The organism is Streptomyces sp. NPDC002144 (assembly GCF_053593695.1).
Window position 1 is genome coordinate 157,390 of the sequence record NZ_JBSFDB010000024.1, and the last position, 19,126, is coordinate 176,515.

The window sequence follows — 19,126 nt, forward strand, 5'->3', positions numbered from 1 at the left end:
AGGAAGAAGCGACCATGACCGTTGCCCCCGAAGCGCCCGGCGCGCGTCCGGCGGCCGGCCGCCCGCGCACCACGCTGCCCGGCCCGCCGCGCGCCGCCGAACCCGGCGGTGAGCGACGCCGTGCCCTGACGCAGCTGCGCGCCACCGACGTCTGGGCCATGACCGGCGCGGCCGCCTCCGCGCTCGCGCTGACCTGGCTGCTGTTCACCCGGCTGCTGCCGTTCGACGGCGCCGTCGGCTTCGTCGTCGTGGCGTACGGCCTCTTCCTGCTGATCTACGCGCTGCTGGTCTCCTTCGACGAGGACGGACCCGCCGTCGTCGACCGGATCGCGGCGGCGGTGGTGCGGTCGATGGGCCTGCTGCTCGTGGTGATCCTCACCTTCGTCGTCTGCTACGCCCTCGTCGAGGGCCGCAAGGCGCTGGTGCACGCGAACTTCTTCACCGAGGACATGCAACGGGCCGGGCCGCTGGAGCCGCTCAGTGTGGGCGGAGCGCTGCACGCGGCGGTCGGCACCCTGATCATGATCGTGCTCGCGCTGGCGGTCACCGTGCCGACCGGGCTGGTCTGCGCGGTCTTCCTCACCGAGGTGCCGGGCCCCTACGCCCGGTTCGTACGCACCATCGTCGAGGCGATGACCGCGCTGCCGTCGATCGTCGCCGGCCTGTTCATCTACGCCACCGCCATCCTCGGGCTCGGCCTCGACCAGTCGGGACTCGCCGCCGCCCTCGCCCTGTCGGTGATGATGCTGCCGATCATCATCCGGGCCGCCGACGTCGTCATCCGCCTGGTGCCCGGAACGCTGCGCGAGGCGTCGTACGCCATGGGCACGAGCCGCTGGCGCACGGTGTGGCACGTGGTGCTGCCGACCTGCCGCTCCGGGCTGACCACCGCCGTGATCCTCGGCACCGCGCGCGGCATCGGCGAGACCTCGCCCGTGCTGCTGACCGCGGGCTTCACCTCCGAACTCAACCTCGACCCGCTGCACGGCCCGATGGTCTCCCTGCCGCTCGCCACCTTCGAGTTCGTCAAGTCGCCCGAGCCGACGATGATCTCGCGCGGCTTCGGTACGGCGGCCCTGCTGATGGCGCTGGTGCTGCTGCTGTTCGTCGTCGCCCGCGTCATCGGCGGCCGCGGGCCCGGGCAGTTGACGCACCGTCAGGAACACCGCCGGGTGCTCGCCTCGCGCCGTGACGCGCGTCGGTTCGCCGAGCGCCGGGCCGCCCCGCACCCCACCGTCCGTACCGAACCCGGGAGTCCGTCGTGAAACCCGCCACTCGCTTCCGTCTGGCGGCCACCGTGCTGTCACTGCTGTGCGGCCTGCTGGCCGTGCAGACGCCGCCCGCCGCGGCGGCCTCCTACGCCAAGATCACCGGCTCCGGCTCGACCTGGAGCTCCAACGCCGTCCAGCAGTGGGTCCGCAACGTCAAGGCCAACTACGGCATGACCGTCAACTTCACGGCCAACGGCTCCTCGCAGGGCCGCGAGCAGTTCAAGAACGGCACCGTCGACTTCGCGGTCTCCGAGATCCCGTACGGCCTGAAGGAACAGGGCATCACGGACACCCCGCCGAGCCGCGGCTACGCCTACATGCCGATCGTGGCCGGCGGTACGGCGTTCATGTACAACCTCAAGATCAACGGAAAGATGGTCACCAACCTCCGCCTGTCGGGGGACGTCGTGACCAAGATCTTCACGGGCCGGATCACCCGTTGGAACGACCCCGCCATCGCCGCCGACAACCCCGGTCTGACCATGCCGGCCCGCGCGATCGTCCCGGTCGTCCGCTCCGACGGATCCGGCACCAGCGCCCAGTTCACCATGTGGATGTCCAAGCAGTACCCGGCCCTGTGGAACGACTACTGCTCACGCACCGGGCGCGGCGGCGGCAACTGCGGCATGACCTCCAACTACCCGCTGCTCAGCGGCTCCGCGATGATCTCCAAGTCCGGCTCACTGGGCGTCTCCGGGCATGTCCGCCAGCCCTCCGGCGAGGGCGCGATCACCTACGTCGAGTACTCGTACGCAAAGAACACCGGCTTCCCGGTGGCCAAGGTGCTCAACAAGGACAACTACTACGTCGAGCCGACCGCCGCGAGCGTCGCGGTGGCCCTGACCAAGGCCGAGATCAATCAGAACAGGTCGTCCGTCAACTACCTGACGCAGATCCTCGACAAGGTCTACGCCAACCCGGACGCCCGCACCTATCCGCTCTCCAGCTACAGCTACATGATCCTGCCGACGAAGGAGGAGTCCGGCTTCACCAAGGCCAAGGGCAACTCCCTGGGCACGTTCGCCCGTTACTTCCTGTGCGACGGCCAGCGGCAGGCGGACGACCTCGGCTACTCGCCGCTGCCGAAGAACCTCGTCCAGGCCGGCTTCGATCAGATCCGCCGGGTGCCGGGCGCCCCGGCCGGCTCGATCAACATCAACGACTGCCGCAACCCCACCTTCTCCGGCGGCGTCAACACCCTGATCAAGAACGCCCCTTACCCCCGTTCCTGCGACAAGAAGGGGACGACGCAGTGCACCACCGGCACCGCGGGCGCCGCGGGCACCGACACCCCGGTGAAGCCGGGCGCGCGGGGCGGTAACACCTCGGGCGGCACCGGGAGCTCGGGCGGTTCCTCCTCGACGGGCGGTTCCGCCACGACCGGCGGCACGGGCGCGGGCGGCGGTGGAACGACCGGCGGCACCACGTCCGGCGCGTCCGGCGGCTCCGGCGGCGGCAGCGTCGACCCCGACACCGGCGAAGTGGTCAGCGGCGACGGCACGGGCACCGGCGACACGTCCGTCGCGGCCAACCCCGTGGCGCTCGCCGCGGACAACGGCCTGGGCATGCGCGGCGCCCTGATGGCCCTGTCCGCCGTCCTGCTCCTCGCGGTGGTCGTCGGACCGCCGCTCACCGCGCGGGTGCTGGCGGCCCGCACCCGCCGCAAGGGAGAGCAGTGATGAGACGGCCGACGACCAAGGGGTCACCCGGCCGTCGCCGGGTGGCCGCGGGCCTCGGCTGCCTGCTGTCCGCCGTACTGCTGGCGGTGCTGCCGCTGCCCCGGGGCGCCGACCGGGCGCAGGCCGCCACGGAGAGTTCCGCGGTGACCAAGAGCGGCACGAAGGCGGCGAACGGCGACGACTTCTCCGGCCTGAAGGTCACCGTGCACCAGACGAAGGGGCTGACCGGACAGGCCGTGCGGGTGACCTGGGCGGGCGGGGAGCCGGCCACGCGCTCCGACACGGACTTCCTGTCCGTCATGCAGTGCTGGGGCGACGAGGCGTCCGGGCCCGACCGTACGCAGTGCGAGTTCGGTACCTCGTCGGTCGCGCAGTCGGGCAGCGGCCGGTCCGTGTTCCTGGCCGGGCACGGCTCCGTCGGCGACCCGCTGGAGACCGGGTCCGCGACTCCCCTGGACCACAACGGCACCCACTTCGTGCCCTTCCGGCCGGTCCCGGGGCAGGGCGAGCCCACCAAGAGCGGCACCGACACCACGTACTTCACCGGCGGGGACACCAACGCCCTGCCCTACCTGCCGAACGACGGCAACGGCGGCGGCGACGTGGCCTTCGAGCTGAAGTCGTCCCTGGAACAGCCCGCGATGGGCTGCGGGGCGCGCAGGACGGCCTCGGGCGGGATGGAGCCCTGCTGGCTGGTGGTCGTGCCCCGCGGCAGCCACGACCCCGACGGCGGGACCCACCCCGCGGGCAACCAGGCCGCCTCCTCGCTCAGCCGGTCGAACTGGGACCAGCGCATCGTCTTCCGGCTGGACTTCGAGCCGGTCACGGACAACTGCGACCCCGACAAGCCCGAGCGCGGCATCATGGGGTCCGAGCTGGCCACCGACGCCATCACGTCCTGGCAGAGCGCGCTGTGCGCGACCGGGAACCACCGGTTCAGCTTCACCCAGTCCAGCGAGGACCAGGCCCGCTCCGCGGTGACCTCGGGCGACTCGGTGGCCGGGCTCGCACTGACGGTGAACCCCGTCGAGCCGGTCGACGGGGCGGCGCAGGTGGTGCACGCACCGGTCGCGGTCACCGGCCTCGCGATCGGTTTCGTCTGGATGTACGACAGCGCGGACGACCGGAGCCTGCCGCTGGCGGGGCTCAAGCTCAACCAGCGGCTGCTGGCCAAGGTCCTCACCCAGTCCTACCCGTTCAGCCTCGTCCAGCCCGAGGAGGGCGTCCCCGCGTACGTCTCCGGAAATCCGGAATCGATCGTGAAGGACCCGGAATTCCGCGAACTCAATCCGGAACTCGCGGGTCAGGCGGCCGTCAACGCGCCCGTGGGTCTCGCCGTCGCCCTGCAGAACTCCGACTCCGCCCGCCTGGTGTGGAAATACATTCTGGCGGACCGCGCCGCCCGTGACTTCGTCGCGGGAAAGGCCGACCCCTGGGGAATGAAGGTCAATCCCGCGTACAAGGACGGCGTGGTCTCGGACACCCTGGACTTTTTCCCCAAGGCGGATCTCACGCCCACGAAGGTCGACTGCGGGGTGGCCACGGGCCAGACCGTCACCCGCACCCCGCAGGACGTGGTCCCCTACGTCAACGACATGCACGACGGAGCGCTGCGGATCCGCCGCGGCGACATCGGGACCGCCTACAAGTGCGCCATCGACCAGAGCGGGCCGAAACTCTCCGCCGTGGGCCGGCAGACCCTGACGGCCCAGCGCCAGTACGGCGTCGTGGACAACGCCTCCGCGGTGCGCTACCTGCTGGGCACCGCCGCCCTGCCCGACGCCGACGGGACGTACGTCAGGCCGACCGACGCGTCCCTGCTCAAGGCGGTCGCCGAGATGCCCGACTCGGACGTGGCCGGCGTCAAGGCGCCCGACCCGGCGAGGATGCGGGACGGCGCCTACCCGCTGACCGCGGTGGTCTACGCGGCCGCCTCCGTCGACCAGGGCAAGGACGCCCGGCAGGACTACGCCAAGGTGATGCGCTACGCGGCCGGCGCCGGGCAGACCCAGGGCACCGAGAAGGGCCGGTTGCCGTACGGCTACGCGCCGCTGCCCGCGGCTCTGCGCACCCAGGCGCGGCAGGCGGCCGAGCGGCTGGTGAAGGGCGTGCCGGACACCGGGACGCCGTCCGGCGGCACCTCACAGGGAGGCGGCGGCCTCGGCGGCACCGGTGGCGGGGCGGCGGGTGGCGGCCTGGCCGGCGGCTCCGGGACCGGCGGTTCGGCGGGCACGTCCGGCGGCACGGCGGGCTCCGCCGCGCCGGACGCCGGCCGGCCCTCGGCGGCCCCGACGGAGACCGGCCCCGCCCAGCAGAACGTGGCCCAGTCCGGCGGACACACACCCGCGGAGGTGCTCGGCCTGATCCGCTGGGTCCTGCTCGGCGTGCTCGTCGCCGGCGGCGCGGCCTCGCTGGCGGGCCCGGTCATGCTGCGGCTGTCGGTGCGGGGGGCGGCCGGCGGCTGAGAAATCCAGCGCGCGGATTTCCGGCACGTATTTTTCCGGAAATCCGTGTTCCGTAAAACGGTGTGCCGTTCGATCTGTCGAAATCTGTGCGCCGTCCGGTGAATTCCCTAGGAGTGATGTAGGAAACGGACTCGTAACCTGAATACCGGCTGGATTTTGTGGCCGCCGGTACGAGTCTGCGGAATTGTTCTGCGTGGCCGGCCGACGGGTCGGCGGCGAAAAGGAATCCGGATTTGCTTGTACGTCCATTGCTCGATCCGTTTCCACGGAGGAGAACCCAAGTGAACGTCAAGTCCCGCCTGCGTCTCGGTGCCGGTGTCGGTGCTCTCGCCCTCGGCCTCGGCGCCGCCGTGGCCGCCCCCGCCCACGCGGACCCCTCCTCGGCCACCGACTACCGTCAGCTGGCAGGTGTCGGCTCCGACACGACCCAGGACGTCATGAACGCCCTCGGCGACGCGATCACCAACGGCAACGGCAAGGTCATCGCCTCCTGGAACGCCACCGGCTCCAGCACGGTCAAGACCAAGTCCGCCGGCTGCTCGATCACCCGCCCCGACGGTTCCGGCGCCGGCATCACCGCGCTGAACACCGCCCTGGACGGCAGCACCGGCTGCGTCGACTTCGCCCGCTCCTCACGCGGTCCGTCCGACACCTCCACCACGGACCTGACCTTCATCCCGTACGCCAAGGACGCCGTGTCCTGGTCGAAGCTGTCCGGCAGCGCCCTGCCCGACAACCTGATGACCGCTCAGCTCAAGGCGATCTACGAGTGCAGCCTGACCTCGCTCAACGGCGTCACGCTCACCCCGATCCTGCCGCAGTCGAGCTCGGGCACCCGCGCCTTCTTCCTCAACTCGATCGGCGTGGCCACCCCCGGCTCCTGCGTCACCACCAACTCCGGCATCCAGGAGAACGACGGCTCGGTCGTCGACAGCGCCGGCGACATCTTCCCGTACTCCGTGGCCCAGTACACCGCCCAGGAGTCCCTCGTGGTCGACGACCGCCGGGGCGACGCGGTGCTCGGCTCCGTCGACGGAAAGTCCGCGCGCAACGGCGACCTCACGCTGAACACGTCCTTCCCCTACCTGCGCAACGTCTACAACGTCGTCCCGACCGCCAAGCTGTCGAACGCGCTGATCGCGGACACCTTCGTGGGCACCGGCTCGAAGGTCTGCGCGAACACCTCCCTCATCACCACCTACGGCTTCGGCTCGCTCGGCAGCGCCTGCGGCAGCACGACCCTGACCGGCGAGAAGTGATCACAACCTCCTGACCGCACGCCGGCCGGGCACCTCCCAGGTGCCCGGCCCGACGGCGTTTCCGCGCCGACCTCGACACAGACCGACCTCGACACAGACCGACACCGACACAGCCGGACCCCGGCCCGATCCCGACCGATGCAGACCCGCCCCGACCCTGACCGAGACCCTTGGGGGGACCGCCGATGAACCCACGACCCGTGCAACTCAGATCTCCCGTCGCGCTGTTGACCTGCTTCGCCCTGCTGTGCGCCGCCCTGGCGGCCGTCGTCGGCCTCTCGGGACGGGCCAGCGCGGCGACCGATCTGGGCAAGCTCACGGTCAGCCCCGCCTCGGGCAGCATCACGGACGTCCCCATGACGACGTCCGTCACCACGAGCAGCGGCTGCAACGCGACCACCGCGCAGACCCTCGTGCTCCGGCTGGTGAACCCGACCACCCCGACGTCGTCCCTGCCGCTCGCACAGTCGGTGGCCAAGACCGGCGTCGGCGCGGACCCCGTCACCGTCGGCCTCCAGGCGACGGCGGCCAAGCCGAGCCTGCAGTCGGCGCTCACGTCCTCCGGGGTCCCGGCACCCTACGACGGCACGTACACGGTGATCCTGACCTGCGGCACCAGCGCCGCCGCCGACCGGTTCCTCGCCAAGGTCCGGGTCACGGGCGACCGTTGGACCCTGCTCGAACAGCAGGCCACGACCCTCGTGCTGACCGCGGACACCGGCGTACCCGTGGGCGGGGACGTCAAGCTCACCGCGACGGTGACGCCCCCGGCGGCGGCAGGCTCCGTGGAGTTCACCGGCGGCGGCACCTCGCTGGGCACGGCCCCGGTCACCGGCGGTACGGCCACGCTCACCGTCAAGGCCCCCGCGATCGGCGGCCCCCTGACCTACGGCGCCGCATTCACGCCCACGGACGCCGACGCCTACGTCGGCGCGACCGCCACGGCCAGCACCAACATCGACTACGTCGTCTCCGCCCAGGACGCCGACGGCAAGGTCCTCGCCGCCAAGCCGACGCTGACGATCGGCCAGAAGGTGAAGGTCACGGTCAAGGGCTTCACGCCCGCCGCCACCGCGAAGGTGAACCTCACCGACTCCACCGCCACCTACGGCGACGTGACCGCGAACGCCGAAGGGGCCGTCGCCGACTACGCGTTCACCGTGCCCAACGCCCTGCCCAACGGCGACCACTCGCTGCACTTCTCCGAGAAGACCGGCGTCTTCGCCTCCTTCGACTTCGTCAGCACCGACGAGGTCAGCCCCAGCCCCAGCCCCACCGAGAACCCCGACCTCACCGTGACCGACGAGGACGGCAACCCGCTCGACACCGATCCGGCCCTCGACGCCGGCCAGACCGTGAAGATCACCGCCCGTGGTTACGGCGCCGGCGCCACCGTCAAGGTGACCCTCGCCGACAGCGAGGCGACCTTCAAGGACGCCAAGGCGGGCTCCGACGGCACGGTCGAGAAGTACGCGTTCACCGTCCCCAAGGACATCGAGGACGGCGACCACACACTGATGCTCGCCGAGGACAGGACGGACGGGCACAGCGTCGCCTTCGCGTTCACCACCGGTACGGACGCCGGCGGCTCCCCCGAGCCCAGCACCTCCACCTCGGACACCGGGGGCACGGACACCGGGGGCGCCGGGGGCGGTTCGGACACCGGCGGCGCCTCCGGCTCCGGCTCGGGTGGCGGTGGCGGTGGCGGTGGGTCCATGGCGGCGACCGGCACCCAGGTCGGCGCCATTGGCCTGGGCTCCCTCGCCCTGCTCTCCGCCGGCTCGGCCCTGGTGCTCCACATGCGCCGCAGGGGCCTGCTCACCTTCGGCGGCGACTCCCCGCAACACCGCTGACCGGCCGACGGACGGGCGGGAGGCGCGGCGCGGCGCGAACACGGACGAGGCGCCACGAACCCCGCCCGCCGCCGGGAGCCACACGTCGTAGGAACACCCGCTTTCGAGGAGCGCCATCGTGACCACCCTCGCCCCGCCGCCGGCCGACGCGTCGGCCCCCCTCGGCGGACCGCCCGGTCCGCCGCCGTCCACGCCCGTCCCGCTGCCGCGGCGGCGCGCTCCCCGGCCCTCCGCCCGCCCCGGGCTCGCGCTCGCCGGGGCGGCCGTGTGCGTGCTCGCCGCCGTGCTCCTCGGCTTCGCCGCGAACCTCACGGTCGTCGGCCACCTCCAGCACGCCCGCGACCAGCGCACGGCCTACGCCGAACTGCGCCGCCAACTCGCCCTGGGAACCGCCCCGGTGGGCCAGCGCGACTACGAGGGCAGACTGCTGAAGCCCGGCGCGCCGGTCGCCCTGCTGAGGATCCCCGCACTGGGCGTCAAGGAGGTCGTCGCCGAGGGCACGACCTCGGAGGTCCTGATGTCGGGACCCGGTCACCGCCGCGACACCCCGCTGCCGGGCCAGGCCGGAACCTCCGTCATCATGGGCCGCCAATGGGGCTACGGCAGCCCCTTCCTCCATCTGCGCGACGTGCCCGCCGGCACCCGCGTCGAACTCACCACCGGCCAGGGCAGGTCGGTCTACGAGGTCACCGGCGTCCGCCGGGCCGGCGACGAGCTGCCCGCGCCCCTCACCGGCAGCCAGGGACGGCTCACCCTCATCACCGCGACCGGAGCGCCGTACACCCCGAGCGGTGTCCTCCGGGTCGACGCCCGGCTGGTCACGCCCGTCCGGCCCAACCCTCCGCGCGACCTGCGCCCCGGCTGGATCGCCGCCTCCGAACAGGCCCTCGGCACCGATCCCCGGGCCTGGCTCGGGGTCTTCCTGTGGACGCAGGGCCTGCTGCTCGCCTCGCTGCTCGCGGTGTTCGCCTTCCGCGTCTGGGGCCGCTGGCAGACCTGGATCTGCGCCGGCCCCGTCCTCCTCGCGCTGGGCCTCGCGGACTCCCAGTCCCTCACCGCCCTGCTGCCGAACCTGCTGTGAACCCCGGGCCCCGGAATCCCCGGCCCCCGCACGGAAGTTGACCGACCGAATGACCGAGAACAGCGATCTCGTCGACACCCTGGTCCAGCCGCGCGTCGAAGACGCCGTCCCGACAGGCGGGTTGGGCGGCGGGCCCGCCACCCTGCGTGCCGACTCCGTCTCCGCCTGGTTCGGCGACCACAAGGTCCTCGACCGGGTCTCGCTCACCATGCCCGCCCGCGAGGTCACCGCGCTCATCGGCCCCTCCGGCTGCGGCAAGTCGACCTTCCTGCGCATCCTCAACCGGATGCACGAACTGATCGGCTCCGCCGCCCTGTCCGGCCGGGTGCTCCTCGACGAGCAGGACATCTACGACCGCGGCCGGCGCATCACCCACGCCCGCCGCCAGATCGGCATGGTCTTCCAGAAGCCCAACCCGTTCCCGGCGATGTCCATCTACGACAACGTCGTGGCCGGCCTCAAGCTCAACGCCATCAAGGCCGGCCGCGACGGGAAGGACGACCTGGTGGAGGAGTGCCTCACCAAGGCGGGCCTGTGGAAAGAGGTCAAGGACCGGCTGCGGCAGCCGGGCGGTGCGCTCTCCGGCGGGCAGCAGCAACGGCTGTGCATCGCCCGCTCGTTGGCCGTACGGCCCCGGGTACTGCTGATGGACGAACCGTGCTCGGCGCTCGACCCGACGTCCACCCGGCGTATCGAGGAGACCATCGCCGAGCTGAAGTCCGAGGTCACCATCGTCATCGTCACCCACAACATGCAGCAGGCCGCGCGGGTCTCCGACACCTGCGCCTTCTTCCTCGCCGCGCAGGGCACGCCCGGTGTGATCGTCGAACACGGTGACACCGACGCGATGTTCAACTCGCCGCGGGACGAGCGGACTTCGGACTATGTGAACGGGCGGTTCGGGTGACGGGTTGGGGTGGGGGTGGGCCGGACACGGGGTTCAGTTGTCCGGTTCGGGGGCGGACATCGATACCGACCTCGTGATGAACCCCGGGAACGGTTCGCTTCGTCAGATGCCCGCCGCCGTCGAGAGGTCTCGTTTGATCGACGTCAGGAGTTCCGTCGCCCTGGCGCGGGCCGCCGGGAGGTCCGCGTGGGTCCGCACGGGGATCACCACCTCGAGGTAGCACTTCAGCTTCGGTTCCGTACCGCTCGGGCGGACGATGACGCGGGCGCCGGTGAGGGTGTAGCGGAGGCCGTCGGTGGGGGGCAGTGTGTCGGTGCCTCGAGTGAGGTCCTCCGCCCTGGTGACGGGCAGGCCCGCGAGTTCGGTGGGCGGCTGTTCGCGCAGGCGGCGCATCGCGTCCGCGATGACGGAGAGGTCCTGGACGCGGACGCTGAGCTGGTCGGTCGCGTGCAGACCGTGCTCCACGGCGAGGTCGTCGAGCAGGTCGAGGAGGGTGCGGTTCTCCTCCTTGAGGACCGAGGCCAGTTCCGTGATCAGGAGGGCCGCCGTGATGCCGTCCTTGTCCCGTACGCCGTCCGGGTCCACGCAGTAGCCGAGGGCCTCCTCGTAGCCGTAGCGCAGACCCTCCACGCGGGCGATCCACTTGAAGCCGGTCAGGGTCTCCTCGTAGGGGAGGTTCGCCTTCTCGGCGATGCGGCCCAGGAGGGACGAGGAGACGATCGACTCGGCGAAGGTGCCCTGGGCTCCGCGGCGGACCAGGTGGGCGGCGAGGAGGGCGCCGACCTCGTCGCCCCTGAGCATGCGCCAGTCCGTGCCGGTTTTGACGGCCACCGCGCAGCGGTCCGCGTCGGGGTCGTTGGCGATGACCAGGTCAGGGGCCGTTTCGCGGGCCTTCGCGAAGGCTAGGTCCATGGCGCCGGGCTCTTCCGGATTGGGGAAGGCGACGGTCGGGAAGTCGGGGTCGGGGTCGGCCTGCTCGGCGACGAGGGCTGGTTCGGGGAAGCCGGCCCTCGCGAAGGCCGCGAGGAGGGTGTCCTTGCCGACGCCGTGCATCGCCGTGTAGACGGTGCGGGCGGTGCGGGGGGAGGTGGGGGACAGGACGGCGTCCGTGCGGGCGAGGTAGGCCGACAGGACCGTGTCGTCGAGGGTCTCCCAGCCGGTGTCGGGGCGGTTGACGTCCTTGAGGGACGTGATCGCCTGGATCTCCGCCGCGATCTCCGCGTCCGCGGGCGGCACGATCTGGGAGCCGTCGCCGAGGTAGACCTTGTAGCCGTTGTCGCGGGGCGGGTTGTGGCTGGCGGTGACCTCTACGCCGGCGGCCGCGCCCAGGTGCCTTATGGCGAAGGCCAGGACGGGGGTGGGGAGGGGGCGGGGGAGGACGGCCGCTCTGAGGCCGGCGCCGGTCATGACGGCGGCGGTGTCTCGGGCGAAGTCGGCGGACTTGTGGCGGGCGTCGTAGCCGATGACGACCAGGCCGGCGTCGTCGCCGTGGGGGGTGCCGTGCTTCTTGAGGTACGCGGCGACGCCGGCGGCCGCGCGGATGACGACCGAGCGGTTCATGCGGTTGGGGCCGGCGCCGAGTTCGCCGCGGAGGCCCGCGGTGCCGAACTGGAGGGTGCCGTCGAAGCGGTCGGCGAGGTCGGTGAGGTCGCCGGCCTCCAGGAGCTTGGCCAGTTCGTCGCGGGTGTCCGGGTCGGGGTCCTCGGCGAGCCAGGTCTTGGCCTGTGCGATGAGGTCGTCGTGCACGGTCGGTCTCCGGTCTCGTGTGGTGCGGGTGCGGATGCCTGCGGCGCCTGTGCGGAGTCGGTGGGGGCGTGCGTAGCGCCTACGGTTCGATTGTGGGTCGGGGCCGGGGCGGGGGGTGTCCGTCCTCGGTCGGGCGGTGCCGGTGGTCATGCGGTGCTGTCTGTTGACGCCCGACACTGCGGGCGGACACCCCCCGCCCCGTCCCCTTCTCGCCGTGGGCGACTGGGACCCCTTCAGGGGCGCGGGGAACTGCGCGACCAGCCACGGCGGACCCGCAGACGTCCCAGGGTTTACAGACGGCCCAGGACCTGCGCCAGCAGTGAGCCCATACGGGTCGCGCTGTCCCGGCCCGCCTGGAGGACCTCCTCGTGGTTCAGGGGCTCGCCCGTCATGCCCGCCGCCAGGTTCGTGACCAGGGAGATGCCCAGGACCTCGGCGCCTGCCTCACGCGCGGCGATCGCCTCCAGGACCGTCGACATGCCCACCAGGTCCGCTCCGATGACGCGGGCCATGCGGATCTCGGCCGGGGTCTCGTAGTGCGGGCCGGGGAACTGGGCGTAGACGCCCTCCTCCAGGGTGGGGTCGATCTCCTTGCACAGGGCGCGCAGGCGGGGGGAGTACAGGTCCGTGAGGTCGACGAAGTTCGCGCCGATGATGGGGGAGGTGGCCGTGAGGTTGATGTGGTCGCTGATCAGGACCGGCTGGCCGGGGCGCATGCCCTCGCGGAGGCCGCCACAGCCGTTGGTGAGGACCACCGTCTTGCAGCCGGCGGCGACCGCGGTGCGGACGCCGTGGGCCACCGCCGCCACGCCGCGGCCCTCGTAGTAGTGGGTGCGGCCCAGGAAGACCAGGGCGCGCTTGTCGCCGATGGCGTATGAGCGGATCTTGCCGCCGTGGCCCTCCACCGCCGGGGGCGGGAAGCCGGGCAGCTCGGTGACCTGGAGCTCGGCCTCGGGGGTGCCGAGGGCGTCCACGGCCGGGGCCCAGCCGGAGCCCATCACGAGGGCGACGTCGTGGGTCTCGGCGCCGGTCAGTTCGCGCAGGCGCGCGGCGGCGGCGTCGGCGGCGGCGTGCGGGTCGCCCTGGATGTCGTCCGGAAGAAGAGATGCGTTCACGCGACTGAGGGTAGCTGGTCTGGGCCTACGCGCGTAGATGACGGAGCTCACGGGATGGCGATCGTTGTCTTGTCGTTTCCAACGAATGGGGGATCAGCACGGGCGCTTGCGGAGTTCCATGACGTAGTCGTGGGGTGCGCCGGCCGATTCCGCCGCGTCCGCGATCTCGCCCAGGTAGCGGGCCGAGGGGAGGCCGCCCTCGTAGCCGTTGAGGACGTAGAGCCAGGCCGACTCCTCGCCCTCCAGGGTGTGGACACGGACGCGCGTGCGGCGGTAGATGCCGAGGCCCACGCCCTCCCAGCGGTCCAGCGAGTCCTCGTCGGGCGGCGCGATGTCGTACAGGGCGACGAAGACCTGGGAGAAGGGGTCCTCGGCGATGGTCGCCAGGGCGCCCTCCCAGCCCATGTGCTCGCCCCCGAACGTCAGCCGCCAGCCGTTCAGCCAGCCCGTGGCGCGCATCGGCGAGTGCGGGGCGCGGCGGGTCATCAGCCGCGCGTCGAGGTTGCCGGCATACGCGGCGTAGAGCGACATGGGGAGAGGGTACGGCAGGGAGAACAGGGGGCTCACAGGGAACAGCCGCCCCTTGCCCAACCCGTTGCCACGGCCCCGGGCAGTAGCACCTTGAGCGGTGCGGGACAATGGGGTACGTGACTCGGATCGTGATCATCGGTGGCGGACCCGGCGGATACGAGGCGGCCCTGGTGGCCGCCCAGCTCGGCGCGGAGGTGACCGTCGTCGACTGCGACGGTCTGGGCGGGGCGTCGGTGCTGACCGACTGCGTGCCGTCGAAGACTCTCATTGCTACGGCCGAGGTGATGACCACCTTCGACTCGTCGTATGAAGAGCTGGGGATCATCGTCGCCGACGACACTCCGCCGCTGGAGCAGGCCGCCCGGGTGGTGGGTGTCGATCTGGGGAAGGTCAACCGGCGTGTGAAGCGGCTCGCGCTGGCGCAGTCGCACGACATCACCGCCTCCGTCACGCGGGCCGGGGCCCGGGTCATGCGCGGGCGCGGGCGGCTGGAGGGCATGCAGGCCCTCGACGGGTCCCGGAAGGTCGTCGTCTCCGCTGTCGACGGGAGCGAGGAGACGCTGACCGCGGACGCCGTGCTCATCGCGACCGGTGGACACCCCCGTGAGCTGCCCGACGCCCAGCCCGACGGCGAGCGCATCCTGAACTGGACCCAGGTCTACGACCTCGACGAGCTGCCGGAGGAGCTCATCGTGGTCGGGTCGGGTGTCACCGGTGCCGAGTTCGCCGGCGCCTACCAGGCGCTCGGGTCCAAGGTGACCCTGGTGTCGTCGCGGGACCGGGTGCTGCCGGGTGAGGACCCGGACGCGGCCGCGGTGCTGGAGGACGTCTTCCGTCGGCGCGGCATGAACGTCATGGCGCGCTCCCGGGCCGCCGCCGCCAAGCGGGTCGGCGACCGGGTGGAGGTGACGCTGTCCGACGGGCGGGTCATCACGGGGTCGCACTGTCTGATGGCTGTCGGTGCCATCCCCAACAGCGCCGGGCTTGGCCTCGAGGAGGCCGGGGTCAAGCTGCGGGAGTCCGGGCACATCTGGACCGACAAGGTGTCCAGGACCACGGCTCCCGGTGTGTACGCCGCGGGTGACGTGACCGGTGTGTTCGCTCTTGCTTCGGTGGCGGCGATGCAGGGGCGTATCGCGATGTACCACTTCCTGGGCGACGCCGTCGCTCCGCTGAACCTGAAGACCGTGTCGTCGAACGTCTTCACCGATCCCGAGATCGCCACGGTGGGATACAGCCAGGCGGACGTGGACGGCGGGAAGATCGACGCGCGCGTGGTGAAGCTGCCGTTGCTGCGCAACCCGCGCGCCAAGATGCAGGGCATCCGGGACGGCTTCGTGAAGCTCTTCTGCCGGCCCGGCACGGGCATCGTGGTCGGCGGTGTGGTCGTCTCGCCGCGCGCCTCGGAACTGATCCATCCGATCTCGATCGCCGTCGACAACAATCTGACGGTCGAACAGATCGCGAACGCCTTCACCGTGTACCCCTCCCTTTCGGGGTCGATCGCGGAGGTGGCACGGCAGTTGCACACACGCAAGAGCGGTGGCGAGGTCTGACGGCCGAAAGCGATTCCTCGCTGGTCACGGGGAGTTGTCGAGCGTGCGTGCGGCATAGGCGGGATGGGTAGGCCCTATACCACTCGGCGTGCTTGCGTGCGAACAACTTCTGCTATTCGGCGCAAACAGCTGAAAGCAGACGGTCGTTGGCATTACTGTCAGTTTCGTGTTCGCTGCAGAACGTCGCCAATTGATCCTCGAAATGGTGCGAGCGAACGGGGCCGTGTCGCTCCGTGAGCTCGCCCGCGTCGTCCAGACCTCTGAAGTGACCGTACGGCGGGACGTGCGCGCACTGGAGGCAGAAGGACTCCTCGACCGCCGGCACGGCGGTGCGGTACTGCCGGGCGGTTTCACGCGGGAGTCCGGCTTTCCGCAGAAATCCCATCTCGCGACCGCCGAGAAGACGGCCATCGCCGATCTCGCCGCGGGCTTCGTCGAAGAAGGCGAGGCCATCGTGGTGGGGGCCGGTACGACCACGCAGGAGCTGGCCCGCCGGCTCGCCCGGGTGCCCGGCCTGACCGTCGTCACCAACTCCCTGCTCGTCGCCCAGGCGTTGGCCCATGCCAACCGGGTGGAGGTCGTGATGACCGGCGGGACGTTGCGCGGGTCCAACTACGCGCTGGTGGGCAGTGGGGCCGAGCAGTCCCTGCAGGGGCTGCGCGTTTCACGGGCCTTTCTGTCCGGGAGCGGGCTCACCGCGGAGCGCGGGCTGTCCACGTCCAACATGCTGTCGGCCTCCGTCGACCGGGCGCTGGTCCAGGCGGCCGCGGAGGTCGTCGTGCTCGCCGATCACACCAAGCTCGGGACGGACACGATGTTCCAGACCGTGCCCACGGATGTGATCACGCGGCTGGTGACGGACGAGCCGCCGGCCCACGACGACCGGGCGGCGACGGAGTTGCAGGCCCTGGCGGACCAGGGCGTGCAGATCGCCGTGGCGGGGGCGTCGGGGGGCTCCGGGAACCCGGCGGGCGATGCGGTCCCCCCGCGTCAGGCGCGGGCCCTGCCGGGACAGCGGCGGCAGGTTCCGGGGGCCGGCCTCAGGACGGCGACGGTGCTGGGGGACGCCGGGGTTGAGCGGGCCCGCGTCGCGGACATGCGGCGGCGGTAAGGCCCCGTCAGCGGCGCTGCCCTCAGGCGTCCTTCAGGCCTCTCAGGGTCAGATCGAGCAACCTGTCCGGCAGTTGTGGGTCCGCCGGTGACTCCTCCGCCGCCAGTGCGATCGCGTGGGTCAGCTGGAGCAGGTCGCCCATCTCTACGTCCGCGCGGATTCTGCCGGCCTGCTGGGCCCGGGTCAGCAAGGCCGTTCCCGCCTCGCGCATGGGGGTGCTGCAACGGGCGAGGGCCGAGGCCCGGTCCGCTGAGACGGACATCAACGCCCTGGCCAGTCCCCGGTATTCGCCCGCGTGCGCCACGACCTCCCGCAGCCAGGTCACCAGTGCCGTGCACGGTTCCGGGGCCGTCTGGAGTTCCCTCGCCCGGGAGAGCAGGTCGTTGACGGCGTCCTCGAAGACCGCGCTCAGCAGGGCGTGGCGGTTGGGGAAGTGGCGGTAGAGGGTGCCGATGCCCACGCCGGCGCGGCGGGCCACGTCCTCCAGGGACGCGTCCGTGCCGTGGGTGGCGAAGGCCGCGCGGGCCTCGGTGAGCAGGCGGTCATAGTTGCGGCGGGCGTCGGCGCGCATGGGGCGCGGGGCGGTGGGCGGCATCCCGGTGCCGCCGGTGTCCGCGGTCTGCGCCGACGTCATGCTCACCATGCCCTCCACGTGCTCCCCGCGATGCTTCGTCGTGCGTCCAGCATGCCATCGAGGTGCGCCGACCGGGATCGGGAGAAGGGGGCCGGGCGGGTGTTGGGGGGATGGCGGGGGCCGGGGTCGGGAGATGGCGGGCGGCCGGGTTCCGCAGATGGGGGGCGGCCGGGATCGGAGGAGGCGGGCCGTCGGGTTGGGGGGATGGCGGGTGGCCGGGGCCGGAGGATGACGGGCGGCCTGGATCGGGAGATGGGAGGCGGCGGCCGGTTGAGGGGGTGGCGGGCGGCTGGGGCCGGGGGTTGACGGCTGCTGGGATCGGGAGATGGGGGGCGCTCCGGATCCGGAGAAGGCGGACTGCCGGGATCGGGAGATGAGGGGCGCTCCGGATCCGGAGAATGCAGGCGGCCTGGATCGAGAGAAGGCGGGCGGTCTGGGGCCGGAGATGGGGGGCCGCCGGGATTCGGAGAAGGCGGGAAAGGCGAGGCGCCCGGTGGGCTGGTTGGTCCAGTCCGCCGGGCGCCTCGTGGGAACGCGGGTGTCAGTCCTTGATCTCGCAGATCGCGGCGCCGGAGCTGATGGACGCGCCGATCTCCGCGGTCAGGCCCTTGATGGTGCCGGAGCGGTGGGCGTTGAGGGGCTGTTCCATCTTCATCGCCTCCAGGACGACGACCAGGTCGCCCTCCTTGACCTCCTGGCCCTCCTCCACGGCGACCTTGACGATCGTGCCCTGCATCGGGGAGGCGAGGGTGTCACCGGAGGCCACCGGGCCGGACTTCTTGGCGGCGCGCCGCTTGGGGCGGGCGCCGGCGGCCAGGCCGGTGCGGGCCAGGGTCATGCCCAGCGAGGCCGGCAGGGATACCTCCAGGCGCTTGCCGCCGACCTCGACGACGACCGTCTCCCGCCCGGACTCCTCGTCCGCCTCGGCATCCGCCGGGGCGGCGAAGGGCTTGATGTCGTTGACGAACTCGGTCTCGATCCAGCGGGTGTGGACCGTGAACGGCTCCTCGGAGCCGGTCAGCTCCGGGGCGAAGGCCGGGTCCTTGACCACCGCGCGGTGGAAGGGGATCGCCGTGGCCATGCCCTCGACCCGGAACTCCTCCAGCGCACGCGCGGCCCGCTGAAGGGCTTCCTTGCGGGTGCGGCCGGTGACGACCAGCTTGGCCAGCAGGGAGTCCCAGGCGGGGCCGATGACCGAGCCGGACTCCACACCCGCGTCCAGGCGCACGCCCGGACCGGAGGGCGCCTCGAAGGTGGTGACGGTGCCGGGGGCGGGCAGGAAGTTGCGGCCGGGGTCCTCGCCGTTGATGCGGAATTCGAAGGAGTGCCCGCGCAGCTCCGGGTCGCCGTAGCCCAGTTCCTCGCCGTCGGCGATGCGGAACATCTCCCGCACCAGGTCGATGCCGGCGACCTCCTCGGTGACCGGGTGTTCGACCTGCAGCCGGGTGTTGACCTCCAGGAAGGAGATCGTGCCGTCCTGGCCGACCAGGAACTCACACGTGCCGGCGCCCTCGTAGGCGGCCTCCTTCAGGATCGCCTTGGAGGCCCGGTACAGCTCCGCGACCTGCTCGTCCGTCAGGAAGGGTGCGGGCGCCTCCTCGACCAGTTTCTGGTGGCGGCGCTGCAGCGAGCAGTCCCGGGTGGAGACCACGACCACGTTGCCGTGCTTGTCGGCCAGGCACTGCGTCTCCACGTGCCGGGGACGGTCCAGGTAGCGCTCCACGAAGCACTCGCCGCGCCCGAAGGCGGCCACCGCCTCACGCACCGCGGAGTCGTACAGCTCGGGCACCTCCTCCAGGGTGCGGGCGACCTTCAGACCCCGCCCGCCGCCGCCGAAGGCGGCCTTGATGGCGATGGGCAGGCCGTGCTCGCGGGCGAAGGCCACCACCTCCTCGGCCCCGGAGACCGGGTCGGGGGT

Annotated in this window: 14 protein-coding genes; 9 read left to right on the forward strand and 5 right to left on the reverse strand. The window is 71.8% G+C overall.

The genetic code is table 11. The features are described 5' to 3' along the window. Positions 1-14 precede the first annotated feature (14 nt). The 7 genes from pstA to pstB all read left to right on the forward strand — a co-directional run bounded on the left by pstA (position 15) and on the right by pstB (position 10,515). Positions 15-1,265, forward strand: a complete 1,251-nt coding sequence (gene pstA, locus ACWCQ1_RS31755; protein ID WP_451027905.1) for a phosphate ABC transporter permease PstA — start codon at positions 15-17, stop codon at positions 1,263-1,265. Then, the gene (pstS, locus tag ACWCQ1_RS31760; protein ID WP_358593332.1) at positions 1,262-2,950 is read left to right on the forward strand and encodes a phosphate ABC transporter substrate-binding protein PstS; all 1,689 of its coding nucleotides are present in this window, start codon (positions 1,262-1,264) and stop codon (positions 2,948-2,950) included. Before pstA ends, pstS begins: the two co-directional genes overlap by 4 nt. Further along, positions 2,950-5,415 carry a hypothetical protein gene (locus ACWCQ1_RS31765; protein ID WP_451027906.1) on the forward strand — a complete coding sequence of 822 codons (2,466 nt, stop codon included), beginning with the start codon at positions 2,950-2,952 and terminating at the stop codon, positions 5,413-5,415. Before pstS ends, ACWCQ1_RS31765 begins: the two co-directional genes overlap by 1 nt. 281 nt (positions 5,416-5,696) lie before the next feature. Continuing rightward, entirely contained in the window at positions 5,697-6,674 is a 978-nt protein-coding gene (locus ACWCQ1_RS31770) for a substrate-binding domain-containing protein (RefSeq protein ID WP_451027907.1), read from the forward strand. A 185-nt stretch (positions 6,675-6,859) separates the two neighbouring features. Further along, positions 6,860-8,527 (forward strand): hypothetical protein, encoded by a 1,668-nt coding sequence (locus ACWCQ1_RS31775; protein WP_451027908.1) that lies wholly within the window; start codon positions 6,860-6,862, stop codon positions 8,525-8,527. Between the two features lie 118 nt (positions 8,528-8,645). Beyond that, the gene (locus ACWCQ1_RS31780; RefSeq protein ID WP_451027909.1) at positions 8,646-9,608 is read left to right on the forward strand and encodes a sortase; all 963 of its coding nucleotides are present in this window, start codon (positions 8,646-8,648) and stop codon (positions 9,606-9,608) included. A 49-nt stretch (positions 9,609-9,657) separates the two neighbouring features. After that, the gene (pstB, locus tag ACWCQ1_RS31785; RefSeq protein WP_451027910.1) at positions 9,658-10,515 is read left to right on the forward strand and encodes a phosphate ABC transporter ATP-binding protein PstB; all 858 of its coding nucleotides are present in this window, start codon (positions 9,658-9,660) and stop codon (positions 10,513-10,515) included. Positions 10,516-10,617: 102 nt separating this feature from the next. Here the strand turns inward: pstB and ACWCQ1_RS31790 are convergent, their stop codons facing one another. The 3 genes from ACWCQ1_RS31790 to ACWCQ1_RS31800 form a co-directional block, all read right to left on the reverse strand. Then, on the reverse strand, positions 10,618-12,261 hold the full coding sequence (locus ACWCQ1_RS31790; RefSeq protein WP_451027911.1) for a phospho-sugar mutase: 1,644 nt from the start codon (positions 12,259-12,261) through the stop codon (positions 10,618-10,620). A gap of 290 nt (positions 12,262-12,551) precedes the next feature. Next, positions 12,552-13,376 (reverse strand): purine-nucleoside phosphorylase, encoded by an 825-nt coding sequence (locus ACWCQ1_RS31795; protein WP_451027912.1) that lies wholly within the window; start codon positions 13,374-13,376, stop codon positions 12,552-12,554. A 93-nt stretch (positions 13,377-13,469) separates the two neighbouring features. Beyond that, the gene (locus ACWCQ1_RS31800; RefSeq protein ID WP_133049986.1) at positions 13,470-13,907 is read right to left on the reverse strand and encodes a gamma-glutamylcyclotransferase; all 438 of its coding nucleotides are present in this window, start codon (positions 13,905-13,907) and stop codon (positions 13,470-13,472) included. 107 nt (positions 13,908-14,014) lie between these two features. Here ACWCQ1_RS31800 and ACWCQ1_RS31805 point away from each other — a divergent pair, with 107 nt between their 5' ends. Together ACWCQ1_RS31805 and ACWCQ1_RS31810 are read left to right on the forward strand one after the other, a co-directional pair. Then, positions 14,015-15,463: an NAD(P)H-quinone dehydrogenase gene (locus tag ACWCQ1_RS31805; protein ID WP_358593340.1), complete on the forward strand. Its 1,449-nt coding sequence runs from the start codon at positions 14,015-14,017 to the stop codon at positions 15,461-15,463. A 190-nt stretch (positions 15,464-15,653) separates the two neighbouring features. Beyond that, positions 15,654-16,574, forward strand: a complete 921-nt coding sequence (locus ACWCQ1_RS31810; RefSeq protein ID WP_451027924.1) for a DeoR/GlpR family DNA-binding transcription regulator — start codon at positions 15,654-15,656, stop codon at positions 16,572-16,574. A 22-nt stretch (positions 16,575-16,596) separates the two neighbouring features. Here the strand turns inward: ACWCQ1_RS31810 and ACWCQ1_RS31815 are convergent, their stop codons facing one another. Together ACWCQ1_RS31815 and ACWCQ1_RS31820 are read right to left on the reverse strand one after the other, a co-directional pair. Continuing rightward, positions 16,597-17,145 (reverse strand): TetR/AcrR family transcriptional regulator, encoded by a 549-nt coding sequence (locus ACWCQ1_RS31815; RefSeq protein ID WP_451027925.1) that lies wholly within the window; start codon positions 17,143-17,145, stop codon positions 16,597-16,599. 604 nt (positions 17,146-17,749) lie between these two features. After that, the coding region (locus tag ACWCQ1_RS31820) for an ATP-binding protein (protein ID WP_451027913.1) at positions 17,750-19,126 on the reverse strand (1,377 nt) is incomplete at its 5' end.